The sequence below is a fragment of the Oceanibaculum pacificum genome, assembly GCF_001618175.1.
GTDB classification, from domain to species: domain Bacteria; phylum Pseudomonadota; class Alphaproteobacteria; order Oceanibaculales; family Oceanibaculaceae; genus Oceanibaculum; species Oceanibaculum pacificum.
This window is the reverse complement of sequence record NZ_LPXN01000127.1, coordinates 43,612-56,503: the sequence shown is the minus strand read 5'-3', so window position 1 is coordinate 56,503 and position 12,892 is coordinate 43,612. Positions and strand designations below refer to the sequence as shown.

Below are 12,892 nucleotides of genomic sequence, written 5' to 3'. Positions count from 1 at the left end.
CCGGAAGATGAAACATGACCGATAAGTTATTGCGTTTCCTGCTGATTGCCGCATTGGCGATCCTGCCGCTGCAGGTGCATGCGGCGGACAAGCTGACCGTCCTGCTGGACTGGTTCGTGAACCCCGACCACGCGCCGCTCTATGTCGCCCTCGACCGTGGCTATTTCGCCGACGAAAACCTCACCGTCGAGCTGATTGCCCCGGCCGATCCCAACGATCCGCCGAAGCTGGTCGCCGCCAGGAAGGCGGAGATCGCCATTTCCTATCAGCCGCAACTGCACTTGCAGGCCGACCAGGGATTGCCCCTGGTGCGCTTCGGCACGCTGGTCGCCACCCCGCTCTCCACCGTGCTGACGCTGGCCGACGGGCCGATCAAGACCGTCGCCGATCTGAAGGGCAAGACGGTGGGATTTTCGGTCAGCGGCACCGAGGAAGCGGTGCTGGCGGCAGTGCTGAAAAGCGCCGGCCTGACCTTGGCGGACATCAAGCTGGTGAACGTGAATTTCTCGCTGTCGCCCTCGCTGGCCTCGGGCCAGGTCGATGCCGTGGTCGGCGCGTATCGCAATTTCGAGCTGACGCAGATGGATCTGATCGGCAAGAAGGGCCGCCCCTTCTTCATCGAGGAACATGGCGTGCCGCCCTACGACCAGCTGATCTATGTGGCGCACAAAGACAGCGTCGGCGATCCGCGCCTGCGCCGCTTCCTGTCGGCCGTCGAGAAGGGCACGCAATATCTGATCAACCACCCGCAGGAAACCTGGGACGCCTTCGCCAAGAACCAGCCGGAACTGAATGACGAGTTGAACCGCCGCGCCTGGTTCGACACGCTCTCGCGCTTCGCCCACCGCCCGGCGGCGATGGACAATGCGCGCTATGACCGCTTCGCCCGCTTCCTGCTCGACGCCAAGCTGATCAAGGAGATCAAGCCGGTTTCCAGCTATGCGGTGGAACTGCCCTACTGATCGCCCGACGGCGGGCACGCTGAAACGGAAAACCCCCGGCCCTGCGGCCGGGGGTTCTTTTTCGCCTGCCGGTTGGCCTTAAGCGAAGAACACCAGCGTGACCAGAATGAAGCACGGCACCAGGATGCCGACCGACCAGGCCATATAGCCGAAGAAGCTGGGCATCTTCACGCCGCGTTCCTCGGCAATCGCCTTCACCATGAAGTTCGGCGCGTTGCCGATATAGGTGTTGGCGCCCATGAACACCGCGCCGGCAGAGATCGCCAGCAGCGTCGAGGCCATCGGGCCGGTCAGGATCGCCGGATCGCCGCCAGCCGTGTTGAAGAACACCAGATAGGTCGGCGCATTGTCCAGGAAGCTGGAGAGGATGCCGGTGAGCCAGAAATACATCACGTTGTTCGGCTCGCCATTCTGGCTGACGGCATCGACCACGAAGCCCAGTGCGCCGCTGCTGCCGGCCTTCAGAATGGCGATGGCCGGCACGATGGTGATGAAGATGGCGGCGAACAGCTTCGCCACCTCGATAATCGGGAACCAGCTAAAGCCGTTGGCGTCGCGGCAATCCTGATCGGTCAGCTTGACCGACAGCAGGGCAATGCCGATCAGCAGCACGTCGCGGGCGATGTTCTGCAACTCGACCGGCACATGGAACACATCGATCGTAATGCCCGGCTTCCAGACGCCGCTCATCAGCACCGCGGCGACGATTCCGCCCAGCAGCAGGAAGTTCACCTTGCCTTCGAGGCCGAGCTTCTCGGCTTCCTTGAATTCGTCCTCGCCCATCGAGAAGGCCGGCTCGTCGCCGGTCGCCTTCTCGCGGCGCCACAGGAAATGATCCAGCGCGAGAAATACCGCCAGCAGGATCGCCGCCACCATGACCATTGGCAGGAACATATGCGTGGTCGGCCAGAAGAACGGCACGCCCTTCAGAAAGCCCAGGAACAGCGGCGGGTCGCCCAGCGGCGACAGCGAGCCGCCGACATTCGCCACCAGGAAGATGAAGAACACCACCACATGCACCTGATGGTCCCGCCCTTCATTGGCGCGCAGCAGCGGACGGATCAGCAGCATCGCCGCCCCGGTGGTGCCGGTAAAGCTGGCCAGGACCGTGCCCAGCGCCAGCATGCCGGTATTCACGATGGGCGTGCCGACCAGGCTGCCTTTCAGGCGGATGCCGCCAGCGACGGTGAACAGCGACAGCAGCAGGATGATGAAGGGAATATATTCCAGCAGGCTGACATGCAGCAGTTCATAGAGCGTCAGGTCGAAGCCGAATTGCAGGAAGAAGGGGACCAGAAAGGCCAGCGCCCAGAAGGCTGAAACCTTGCCGAAATGATGGTGCCAGAAATCCGGCGCGGCCAGCGGGAAAATCGCGATGGAAAGCAGGGCGCCGACAAACGGGATGATCCAGAGCAGATTGAGCGCCGACCCGTCCAGATGCGGCGCCCCCTCCGCCGCCGCCATGGCCACGCCGGGTACCGACACTGCCAGCGCGACCAGCAAAAACCGACACAAGCACACACTTACGCGAAGCATCCGAGCCTTCCTCCCCAAAGCCAAGAACGCCGGGGTATAGCCCGGCTCTGGCGCGCGGTAAAGCGATGGCAGTGTCGCAACCCATTAAAAAATACTGCAAGCAGACTGTGGAATCGCCTCATCACCACATTCTAACGTATTATTTTTACATATATTTCATGCCTAGCATGCGGGGCTGCCCGTGGCTGGTCGCTTGCCGCTGGGCGGTTATCGGGTCTAATCTGGCGATAACACCGTCGGCATCGGCGGCCACGACGGCATGGGAGGGGAAGACATGGAGCTCAAAGGCGAACAACATATTCCCGCACCGCGACAGAGGGTCTGGGAAGCGCTCAACGATCCCGAGGTGCTGAAACAGTGCATCCCCGGCTGTCAGACGCTGGAAAAGCAGGGCGACGACAAATTCACCGCCACGGTGAAGGCCAAGGTCGGCCCGGTGAGCGCCAGCTTCACCGGCGAGGTCACGCTGTCCGACCTTAACCCGCCGGAAAGCTACACCATCTCCGGCGAGGGCAAGGGGGGCGCTGCCGGTTTCGCCAAGGGCGGGGCTAATGTGCATCTGGCCGAGGACGGACCGTCGGCCACGCTGCTGACCTATACGGTGAACGCCAATGTCGGCGGCAAGCTGGCGCAGATTGGTTCGCGGCTGATCGATTCGACGGCCAAGAAGCTGTCCGGCGAGTTCTTCGCGAAATTCTCCGAGGTGGTGGCCAGCAGCGAGTCGACGCCTGCCGCCGCACCTGCCACTGCGCCCGCCGCAGCCATTCAGGAACCCGCGCCGCCGCCGTCGCCGGCTCCGAAGCCGCATCCGGCCGAGGATCACGCACATGCAGCGCCTGCCCCCGCAGCACCCGCACACGAAGCGCCGGTGCATCGGCGCGGGTCGAGCGAAGCACCGCCCTCCTACGACAAGGGCATCCCGCCGATGATCCTGGTCGCCCTGGTGGCCTGCGGAGCGGCGATAGCGCTTTTCTTCATCTAGCACACCAGCCGTCCATCGCGTTGACGCGCGCTTGACCTGCCGTCAGGCGCGCGGGAAACTAAAGGGCGACAGGGCTGGTTCCCACACCCACCTAGAGGCCGCGCGCGGCTTGAAGCGCCGTCCCCACGGTCCAGATCGATAGTGCTCCGGCGATGACGACCGGAATTCCAGGGAGGTAAGTATGACCATCTCCGTTTCCATGACAGTGAACGGCAAGACGGTTTCGGGCGATGTCGAGGGCCGCACCCTGCTGGTGCAGTTCCTGCGCGAACAGCTGCATCTGACCGGCACCCATGTCGGCTGCGACACCAGCCAGTGCGGCGCCTGCGTCGTGCATGTCGACGGCCAGTCGGTGAAGAGCTGCACCATTCTGGCCGCCCAGGCCAACGGGACGGAAGTCGTCACCATCGAGGGCTTGGCCGACGGCGCCACGCTGCACCCGATGCAGGAGGCGTTCCGCGAGCATCATGGCCTGCAATGCGGCTTCTGCACGCCCGGCATGCTGGCCACCGGCTACGACATCGTGCGCCGCCTGCCGGATGCCGACGAAGCCCGCATCCGGCGCGAGCTGTCGGGCAATATCTGCCGCTGCACCGGCTACCACAACATCGTGAAGGCAATCAAAGCCGGCGCCGAGAAGATGAGCGCCGCCTGATCGCATCCCAATCTTTTGGGGAAAGCAAGAACCGGCAATAAACGCCGGCGGACAAGTTCCTGAGCAACCCGCACCCTATTCCGGGGCGGGCAGCCAAATGGGAGGAATGAACATGTCTGCAACTGGCATCGGTGCCTCGGTCCGCCGCAAGGAGGACCTTCGTTTCCTGACCGGTCGGGGCAATTACACCGACGATATCAACCGCCCCGGCCAGACCCACGCCTATATTCTGCGCTCGCCGCACGCCCACGCGAAGATCGAGCGTCTCGACATTTCCAGCGCCCAAGCGGCGCCCGGCGTGATCGCCATCTTCACCGGCAAGGACATGGCGGCCGACGCGCTGGGCGGTCTGCCCTGCGGCTGGCAGATTCATTCGCGCGACGGCAGCCCGATGAAGGAGCCGGCGCATCCGCCGCTTGTCATCGACCGGGTGCGCCATGTCGGCGACCAAATCGCCGTGGTGATCGCCGAAACCCTAGGGCAGGCAAAGGATGCGGCGGAGCTGATCGAGGTCGACTACGCCCCCCTGCCCGCCATCGCCCATCCCGGCAAGGCGCTGGCCAGCGCCGCCCCGCAGGTGTGGGACGAAGCGCCCGGCAATCTCTGTTATGACTGGGTCATTGGCGACGAGGCCGAGGTGGATGCCGCCATCAAGGGCGCGCACCATGTCACACGGATTGAGCTGACCAACAACCGGCTGATCCCGAACGCGATGGAGCCGCGCGCCGCCGTCGGCGAATATGACCGCTCGACCGGCGACTATACGCTCTACACCACCAGCCAGAACCCGCATGTCATCCGGCTGCTGATGGGCGCGTTCGTGCTGCACATCCCGGAGCATCGGCTGCGCGTGGTCGCGCCGGATGTCGGCGGCGGTTTCGGCTCGAAAATCTATCATTATGCCGAGGAGGCCATTGTCACCTGGGCATCGGCCAAGGTGAACCGGCCGATCAAATGGACCGCCGAGCGTTCGGAAAGCTTCATAACCGACGCGCATGGCCGCGACCATGTGACGACCGCTCATCTGGCGATGGACAAGGACGGCAAGTTCCTGGCCTTCAAGGTCGAGACGATCGCCAATATGGGCGCGTATCTTTCCACCTTCGCGCCCTGCGTGCCGACTTATCTCTACGCCACGCTGCTGGCTGGCGTGTACACCACGCCGAAGGTGTTCGCCAATGTGAAGGCGGTGTTTACCCACACCGTGCCGGTCGACGCCTATCGCGGCGCGGGCCGGCCGGAGGCGACCTACCTGATTGAGCGCATCGTCAGCCAGGCGGCGCGCGAGATGGGCCTGGACCAGGCCGAGCTGCGTCGACGCAACTTCATCAAGCGCGAGCAGTTTCCCTACCAAACGCCGGTCGCGCTGGTCTACGATTCCGGCGATCCCGGCGGCTGCATGGAAAAGGCCCTGAAGCTGGCCGACTATTCCGGCTTCGAGGCGCGGCGCAAGGAGGCGGCCGCGCGCGGTAAATATCGCGGCATTGGCTTCTCCACCTATGTCGAGGCCTGCGGCATCGCCCCCTCCGCCGTTGTCGGCTCGCTGGGCGCGCGCGCCGGCCTCTATGAGTGCGGTCAGGTGCGCGTGCATCCCACTGGCAGCGTGACCGTGTTCACCGGCACGCACAGCCACGGCCAGGGGCACGAGACGACCTTCGCCCAGCTCGTCTCCGACAAGCTCGGCATTCCCATCGAGAACGTCGATGTGGTGCATGGCGACACCGCCAAGGTGCCGTTCGGCATGGGCACCTATGGTTCGCGTTCGCTGGCCGTCGGCGGCGTGGCCATCGACCGGGCGATGGACAAGGTGATCGCCAAGGCGAAGAAGATCGCGGCGCATCTGCTGGAAGCGGCCGAGGCCGACATCGTCTTCGAGAATGGCGAGTTCAGCGTGGCCGGCACCGACCGCAAGAAGGCGTTTGGCGAAATCTCGCTGGCCGCCTATGTGCCGCACAACTACCCGATCACCGAGCTGGAGCCGGGGCTGGAGGAGACCGCCTTCTTCGACCCGCTGAATTTCTCCTATCCCGGCGGCGCGCATCTCTGCGAGGTCGAGATCGACCCCGATACCGGCGTGACGCAGGTGATCAACTTCACCGCCGTGGACGATTTCGGCCGCGTCATCAACCCGATGATCGTCGAGGGCCAGGTGCATGGCGGCGTCGCCCAGGGCATCGGCCAGGCGCTGCTGGAAGCCTGCGTCTATGACGAGGAAGGCCAACTCATCACCGGCAGCTTCATGGATTACACCATGCCGCGCGCCGATAATCTGGTCAGCTTCACGCTGGATACGCATAATGTGCCCGCCCCGGATAATCCGCTGGGGGTGAAGGGCTGCGGCGAGGTCGGCGCCATCGGCTCGCCGCCGGCGGTTATCAACGCGGTGATCGATGCGCTCAGCCCGCTGGGCATCACCGATATTTCCATGCCGGCCACCCCGCCCAAGGTGTGGCAGGCGATCCGTTCCGCCCGCCCCCCGCTGGCGGCCGAGTAAAGCCCGCTCTCTGACGAGGAAGCATCCGATGTACAATTTCGAGTATAACCGCCCCGCTTCCCTGGACGACGCGCTGAAGGCGCTGTCCTCCGGCGACGAGGTGAAGCTGATGGCGGGCGGCATGACCCTGATCCCGACGCTGAAGCAGCGCCTGGCGCAGCCGAGCAAGCTGGTCGATCTGTCCGGCGTTGCCGAGTTGAAGGGCATCACGGTGGAAGGCAATGCAGTGGTCATCGGCGCGATGACCACCCACGCCACGGTCGCCGCATCGGCCGAGGTGGCCGCGAAGATCCCGGCGCTGACCAAGCTGGCGCACGGCATCGGCGATCCCCAGGTGCGCAATCGCGGCACGCTGGGCGGCTCGATCTCCAACAACGATCCGGCGGCGGATTATCCGGCGGCGCTGATGGCGCTGGGGGCGACGGTCACCACCAACAAGCGCCAGCTCGCGGCCGACGATTTCTTCGCCGGCATGTTCACCACGGCGCTGGAGGAGGATGAGATCGTCCTGAAGGTCTCCTTCCCGATCCCGGAGAAGGCGGCCTATGCCAAGTTCGCCCAGCCGGCCAGCCGCTACGCCCTGGTCGGCGTGTTCGTCGCCAAGACGGCCGGCGGCGCGCGCGTCGCGGTGACCGGGGCCGGCGAGGATGGCGTGTTCCGCGTCGCGGCCTTCGAGGACGCGCTGTCGAAGAACTTCTCAGCTGCCGCCCTCGATGGCATCGCCATCCCAGCGGAAGGGCTGAACAGCGACATCCACGGTGCCGCCGACTATCGCGCCCACCTGATTGGCGTCATGGCCAAACGCGCGCTTCAGGCCGCCGGCTGATCTCTGCGTTTGTTGCATGGGAGCGCTCTCCACCCGGAGAGTGCTCCTTTTTCTTTGCCCGATCGTGCTAGATAGGTCGACATGACACAGAACCTCCCCGCCTCCATCGACGAGACCGTGGCGCTGCTCGGTCAGGGCGATTACGTCGCCGACCGCAGCCTGTCCACGGCGCTGTTCCTGGCCCTGAAGCTGGGCCGGCCGCTGTTTCTGGAGGGCGAGGCCGGCGTCGGCAAGACCGAAATCGCCAAGGTGCTGGCGGCCACGCTGGGGCGCGACCTGATCCGCCTGCAATGCTATGAAGGGCTGGATGTCAGCTCCGCCGTCTATGAGTGGAATTATCCGCGCCAGATGGTGGAAATCCGCATCGCCGAGGCCGCCGGCGGCAGCGACCGCGACAGCCTGGCCGCCGATATCTTCGATGACAAATTCCTGATCCGCCGCCCCCTGCTACAAGCCTTGCAGCCGCATGCCGGCGGCGCGCCGGTGCTGCTGATCGACGAGCTGGACCGCACCGACGAGCCGTTCGAGGCCTATCTGCTGGAGGTGCTGTCCGACTTCCAGGTGACGATTCCGGAGCTGGGCACGATCAAGGCTGAGACGCCGCCCATCGTTATCGTCACCTCGAACCGCACGCGCGAGATTCACGACGCGCTGAAGCGCCGCTGCTTCTATTACTGGGTGGATTACCCGAACGCCCAGCGCGAGCTGGAAATCCTGCGCGTAAAGGCGCCGACCGCGCCGGAAGCCCTCAGCAGCCAGGTCGTCGGCTTCGTGCAGGAATTGCGCAAGCTGGATTTGTTCAAGCAGCCGGGCGTGGCCGAGACCATCGACTGGACGCATGCGCTGGTGCAGCTCGACCAGCTCAGCCTCGATCCGGAGATGGTGAACAACACGTTGGGCGTATTGCTGAAGTACCAGGACGATATCGCCAAGATCCAGGGTAGCGAGGCGAACCGCATCCTGACCCAGATCAAGAGCGAAATGGCCGCGCACGGCGCGGTCTGACGCGATGGACGGCAGCGTGCCAACGGAAGCCCCTGCCGACTCGCCCCGCGACGGCGGCAAGCTGGTCGCCAACATCATGCATTTCGCCCGTGCGCTGCGCATGGCCGGGCTGCCCGTGGGCCCCGGCAAGGTGTTGGACGCGATTGCCGCCGTGGAGGCCGTGGGCATCGGCCGCCGCGACGATTTCTATTGGGCGCTGCACGCCGTTTTCGTGAACCGGCAGGACCAGCGGGAGATTTTCAACCAGGCCTTCCATGTGTTCTGGCGTAACCCGCGCATCCTGGAACGCATGATGCAGATGGTGCTGCCGCAGATGCGCAGCGAGCCGCAGCCCGAGGGCGAAGAGATGAACCGCCGCCTCGCCGAGGCGCTGCTGCAAGGCCAGGAGGCGGTCCTGGGCGACCAGGCGGACGAGGAGAAGGTGGAGATCGACGCCGCCTTCACCACCTCGGACAAGGAATTGCTGCAGTCGATGGATTTCGAGAAGATGAGCGGGGCGGAAATGCGCGATGCCGAGCGCATGCTGCAACGCCTCGTCCTGCCCATCGCCCAGTTGCCGACGCGCCGCTTCGCCCCGTCCGGCGGCGGTAACCGCGTGGATCTGCGCGCCAGCCTGCGCGGGGCGCTGCGCAGCGGCGGCGACATCATCCCGCTGGCGCTGAAGAAGCGCCGGATGCGCCCGCCGCCGCTGGTGATCCTGTGCGATATCTCCGGCTCGATGAGCCGCTATTCCCGCATGCTGCTGCATTTCATGCATGCGCTGACCAATGATCGCGACCGCGTGCACACCTTCTTGTTCGGCACCCGGCTGACCAACGTCACCCGCCATCTGCGCCGCCGCGACGTGGACGAGGCGCTGGAGCGGGTTGGCACCGCCGTCGGCGACTGGTCGGGCGGCACGCGGATCGGGGCCTGCCTGGAGGATTTCAACCGGCTCTGGTCGCGCCGGGTTCTGGGCCAGGGGGCGGTGGTGCTGCTGATCACCGACGGACTGGACCGCGACGCCGGCGAGGGCCTGTCGGGCGAGATCGAGCGGCTGCGCAAATCCTGCCGCCGCTTGATCTGGCTGAACCCCTTGTTGCGCTTCGATGGCTTCGCGCCCAAATCTTTAGGTGTGCGGGCGATTCTGCCGCATGTGGACGAATTCCGCCCGGTGCATAATCTGGACAGCCTCGGCCAGCTCGCGGCGGCGCTCAGCCGTCCGCCGGCCCGTCGGGGCGAGGCCATGGCGCCCTGGCTGCGCAAGATGGAGGAAGTGGCATGATCAACCCGGCTGAAGACATTTTGGAACAGGCGGCGCGCTGGCGCACGGGCGGCAAGCAGGTCGCGGTGGCGACCGTCGTCAGCACCTGGGGCTCCTCCCCGCGCCCGGTCGGCAGCCAGCTCGCGGTCGATGAGGACAGACGCATGGTCGGCTCTGTCTCCGGCGGCTGCATCGAGGGCGCTGTCGTGCATGAGGCCCTGCAGGTGATGCAGGACGGCAAGCCGCGCCTGCTGGATTTCGGCGTCACCAACGAGCAGGCCTGGGAAGTGGGCCTGGCCTGCGGCGGCAAGGTGCAGGTCTTCGTCGAGCGGGTGGATTGATATGCAGCCCGCCATCCTGAAGCGCCTGCTGGACGAGCGGGCGGAAAAGCGCCCGGTGGCGCTGGTGACCCGCATCGCCGACGGCGTGCAATGCATCGTGACACCCGGCGACATGCTGGGCGAGCTGGTGCTGAACGATGCCGAGCAGGCGACCATCCGCCGGCATCTGGCCGACGATCGCAGCGGCATGGTCGAGGGCGGCTATTTCGTCCATGTGCATAATCCGCCGCTGCGGCTGGTCCTGGTCGGCGCGGTGCATATCGCCCAGGCGCTGGCTCCGATGGCGGCGATTGCCGGCTATCAGGTGGTGATCGTCGATCCGCGCCAGGCCTTCGCCACCGACGAACGTTTCCCTGGCGTCAGTCTGGATGATCGCTGGCCGGACGAGGCGCTGGAAGCGCTGAAGCCGAACCGCCGCACGGCCGTGGTCACCCTGACCCACGACCCGAAGCTGGACGATCCGGCGCTGATCGTGGCGCTGAAATCCGACGCCTTCTATATCGGTTGCCTCGGCAGTCGAAAGACGCATGCCAAGCGCCTGGAAAGGCTGGGAGAGGCCGGTTTCGGCGAGGCGGATTTCACGCGCATCCACGGGCCGCTCGGCCTGAATATCGGCGCGGTGACCCCGGCGGAGATCGCGATTTCCGCCCTGGCGCAGATTACGGAAGTGCTGCGCCGTGCGCCGGAGAGCGAGGCGAAAGCCGCATGATCTTCGGCGACACGCCGCTTGACCAGGCCGAGGGCGCAATCCTGGCGCATAGCCGCCGACTCGCCGGCAAGGCGCTGAAGAAGGGCCGGGTGCTGACGGCCGAGGATATCGCCGCCCTGCGCGCCGCCGGCATCGCCAGCGTGATCGCGGCCCGGCTGGAGCCGGACGACGTGCCGGAGGACAAGGCCGCCGCCCGCCTGGCCGCCGCCTTCGGCGGGGAGAATATCGATGTCGCCGCGCCCTTTACCGGCCGCTGCAATTTGATCGCCCGCGCGAATGGCCTGCTGGTCTACGATCCGGCGGCGCTGGATGCCGTCAATCTGGTTGACGAAGCGCTGACCGTTGCGCTGTTGCCGCTCTATGAGGTGGTGGAAGCCGGGCAGATGGTCGGCACGGTGAAGATCATCCCCTTCGCCGCCCCGGAGCCAGCGCTTGCGGCCTGCGAGAAGCTGGCCTCGGCCGTGCGCATCGCCGCTTTCCGCGCGATTCGCGCCGGGCTGGTGCAAACCGTTCTGCCCGCCACCAAGCCCGGCGTGCTGGATTCCACGGCCGCCACGACGGCGGCCCGGCTGGACCGCCTGGGCGCCGGCCTGGGCGAAGAGCAACGCTGCGCGCATGAGACGGCTTCTGTCGCCCAGGCGATCCGCGCACAGATCGCCGACGGCTGTGACATGGTGCTGCTGTTCGGCGCGTCCGCCGTGGTCGACCGACGCGACGTGCTGCCCGCCGCTATCGTCGAGGCCGGCGGGACAGTCGATCATTTCGGCATGCCGGTCGATCCTGGCAATCTGCTGTTGCTGGGCCATGTCAACGAAACTCCGGTGATCGGCATGCCGGGCTGCGCGCGCTCGCCCAAGCTGAACGGCTTCGACTGGGTGCTGCAACGCCTGGTCGCCGGCGTGCCGGTAAGTCGCGCCGACATCATGCGCATGGGCGTGGGCGGGCTGCTGAAGGAGATCGCCAGCCGCCCCCTGCCCCGGCAATCGGACCGCAAGGCCACCACCAGGAAGGCCCCGCGCATCGCCGCCCTTGTGCTGGCCGCCGGCCAGTCGCGCCGCATGGGGCCGGTGAACAAGCTGCTGGCGGAGATCGACGGCAGTCCGATGGTCGCCCGCGTGGTGGAGATCGTCCGCCAATCCAAGGCCGGGCCGATCACGATCGTCACCGGCCATGAGGCGGAGCGCGTGAAGGCCGCCCTGCCGGCGGAACTGACCTATATCCACAATCCGGATTACGCGGAGGGCCTCAGCACCTCGCTGAAGGCTGGCATCGCGGCCTTGCCGGAGGATATCGACGGCGTGCTGGTGTGCCTGGGCGACATGCCGCGCATCGATGCGGCGATGATCGATCGGCTGATCGCCGCCTTCGATCCGGTCGAGGGCCGGGAAATCTGCGTGCCGACTCATAATGGCAAGCGCGGCAACCCGGTGCTGTGGGGCAAGCGCTTCCTGGCGGAGATGGCGCGGCTGGCCGGCGATGTCGGCGCGCGCCATCTGATCGGCGAGCATGCCGATCTGGTGGTCGAGGTGGAGATGGCGGAGGATGGCGTGCTGATCGATATCGACACGCCGGACGCGCTACGACAGTTCGGCTAGCTGTCGATATCGAGCAGTGAGCGGGTGAGCTGGAAACCGGCCTGCACCGTGCGCAGATTGGCCTCGTACTGGCGCTGGCTGACGATCTGCTGCACCGCCTCGTTGGCCGGGTCGACATTCGGCAGGAAGCTCACATCCTGACCGACGGGGTTGGACGCCAGGCCCGCCTCTCCAGGGTTGCCCTGGAGCGTGCCGTTCTCGATCTGCGCCGCGCGATCCTGCTGGATGCGCGCGGTATCTTCCTGAAGCACCGGGATCGAGGCCGGCTCGATCGGCCGGGTGGTGCTGCGCACGCCGCCGCTGGCGACATTCTGGTCGATGGCCTGCTGTGGCTGGAAGCCCTGAACCTCGCGCTGGCCAGCGGGGTCGTCGCGCACCGCCTGCTGCTCGCGCGGATCGATGCCACGGCTCACAATATTGGCCGTGTTGTTGGCACTGACGGCGAAGCGATTGCTGGCGGCAATGGCCCCGGAAATCCCGTTCGAGATTCCGTCTATCGCCATGATCGGCTCCCGGTTTCACAGTTCATGAGCTTTCCTTATAT

General features: G+C 65.8%; 12 protein-coding genes. 10 read left to right on the top strand and 2 right to left on the bottom strand.

Going from position 1 to position 12,892, the window contains the following annotated elements:
* Positions 1-14 precede the first annotated feature (14 nt).
* Positions 15-962: an ABC transporter substrate-binding protein gene (locus AUP43_RS13320; RefSeq protein ID WP_067557978.1), complete on the top strand. Its 948-nt coding sequence runs from the start codon at positions 15-17 to the stop codon at positions 960-962.
* 78 nt (positions 963-1,040) lie between these two features.
* Here the strand turns inward: AUP43_RS13320 and AUP43_RS13315 are convergent, their stop codons facing one another.
* On the bottom strand, positions 1,041-2,483 hold the full coding sequence (locus AUP43_RS13315) for a sodium:proton antiporter (RefSeq protein ID WP_322096433.1): 1,443 nt from the start codon (positions 2,481-2,483) through the stop codon (positions 1,041-1,043).
* A gap of 289 nt (positions 2,484-2,772) precedes the next feature.
* Here AUP43_RS13315 and AUP43_RS13310 point away from each other — a divergent pair, with 289 nt between their 5' ends.
* The 9 genes from AUP43_RS13310 (at position 2,773) to AUP43_RS13270 (ending at position 12,348) form a co-directional block, all read left to right on the top strand.
* Positions 2,773-3,480 (top strand): SRPBCC family protein, encoded by a 708-nt coding sequence (locus AUP43_RS13310; protein ID WP_067557971.1) that lies wholly within the window; start codon positions 2,773-2,775, stop codon positions 3,478-3,480.
* Positions 3,481-3,661: 181 nt separating this feature from the next.
* A complete protein-coding gene (locus tag AUP43_RS13305) occupies positions 3,662-4,135 on the top strand; it encodes a (2Fe-2S)-binding protein (RefSeq protein WP_067557968.1) in 474 nt (157 codons plus the stop codon).
* Between the two features lie 112 nt (positions 4,136-4,247).
* On the top strand, positions 4,248-6,629 hold the full coding sequence (locus AUP43_RS13300; RefSeq protein WP_084462800.1) for a xanthine dehydrogenase family protein molybdopterin-binding subunit: 2,382 nt from the start codon (positions 4,248-4,250) through the stop codon (positions 6,627-6,629).
* A gap of 28 nt (positions 6,630-6,657) precedes the next feature.
* The gene (locus AUP43_RS13295) at positions 6,658-7,455 is read left to right on the top strand and encodes an FAD binding domain-containing protein (RefSeq protein WP_067557962.1); all 798 of its coding nucleotides are present in this window, start codon (positions 6,658-6,660) and stop codon (positions 7,453-7,455) included.
* 81 nt (positions 7,456-7,536) lie between these two features.
* Complete coding sequence (locus tag AUP43_RS13290) at positions 7,537-8,460, top strand: AAA family ATPase (protein ID WP_067557959.1); 924 nt, start codon at positions 7,537-7,539, stop codon at positions 8,458-8,460.
* Between the two features lie 16 nt (positions 8,461-8,476).
* Complete coding sequence (locus tag AUP43_RS13285) at positions 8,477-9,724, top strand: vWA domain-containing protein (RefSeq protein WP_456093696.1); 1,248 nt, start codon at positions 8,477-8,479, stop codon at positions 9,722-9,724.
* Complete coding sequence (locus AUP43_RS13280) at positions 9,721-10,044, top strand: XdhC family protein (protein ID WP_067557953.1); 324 nt, start codon at positions 9,721-9,723, stop codon at positions 10,042-10,044. The genes AUP43_RS13285 and AUP43_RS13280 overlap by 4 nt, the downstream gene beginning before the upstream one ends.
* Position 10,045: 1 nt before the next feature.
* Positions 10,046-10,753 carry an XdhC family protein gene (locus tag AUP43_RS13275; RefSeq protein ID WP_067557950.1) on the top strand — a complete coding sequence of 236 codons (708 nt, stop codon included), beginning with the start codon at positions 10,046-10,048 and terminating at the stop codon, positions 10,751-10,753.
* Positions 10,750-12,348: an NTP transferase domain-containing protein gene (locus tag AUP43_RS13270; protein WP_067557947.1), complete on the top strand. Its 1,599-nt coding sequence runs from the start codon at positions 10,750-10,752 to the stop codon at positions 12,346-12,348. Before AUP43_RS13275 ends, AUP43_RS13270 begins: the two co-directional genes overlap by 4 nt.
* Here AUP43_RS13270 and AUP43_RS13265 read toward each other — a convergent pair.
* Positions 12,345-12,851 carry a flagellar basal body rod C-terminal domain-containing protein gene (locus AUP43_RS13265; RefSeq protein ID WP_067557944.1) on the bottom strand — a complete coding sequence of 169 codons (507 nt, stop codon included), beginning with the start codon at positions 12,849-12,851 and terminating at the stop codon, positions 12,345-12,347. The genes AUP43_RS13270 and AUP43_RS13265 overlap by 4 nt on opposite strands.
* Positions 12,852-12,892 lie beyond the last annotated feature (41 nt).

Bases quoted from the DNA above. Each gene is read 5' to 3' on its own strand.
- AUP43_RS13320 (WP_067557978.1), top strand. From the start codon at position 15: ATGACCGATAAGTTATTGCGTTTCCTGCTGATTGCCGCATTGGCGATC.
- AUP43_RS13310 (WP_067557971.1), top strand. From the start codon at position 2,773: ATGGAGCTCAAAGGCGAACAACATATTCCCGCACCGCGACAGAGGGTC.
- AUP43_RS13305 (WP_067557968.1), top strand. From the start codon at position 3,662: ATGACCATCTCCGTTTCCATGACAGTGAACGGCAAGACGGTTTCGGGC.
- AUP43_RS13300 (WP_084462800.1), top strand. From the start codon at position 4,248: ATGTCTGCAACTGGCATCGGTGCCTCGGTCCGCCGCAAGGAGGACCTT.
- AUP43_RS13295 (WP_067557962.1), top strand. From the start codon at position 6,658: ATGTACAATTTCGAGTATAACCGCCCCGCTTCCCTGGACGACGCGCTG.
- AUP43_RS13290 (WP_067557959.1), top strand. From the start codon at position 7,537: ATGACACAGAACCTCCCCGCCTCCATCGACGAGACCGTGGCGCTGCTC.
- AUP43_RS13280 (WP_067557953.1), top strand. From the start codon at position 9,721: ATGATCAACCCGGCTGAAGACATTTTGGAACAGGCGGCGCGCTGGCGC.
- AUP43_RS13275 (WP_067557950.1), top strand. From the start codon at position 10,046: ATGCAGCCCGCCATCCTGAAGCGCCTGCTGGACGAGCGGGCGGAAAAG.
- AUP43_RS13270 (WP_067557947.1), top strand. From the start codon at position 10,750: ATGATCTTCGGCGACACGCCGCTTGACCAGGCCGAGGGCGCAATCCTG.
- AUP43_RS13265 (WP_067557944.1), bottom strand. From the start codon at position 12,851: ATGGCGATAGACGGAATCTCGAACGGGATTTCCGGGGCCATTGCCGCC.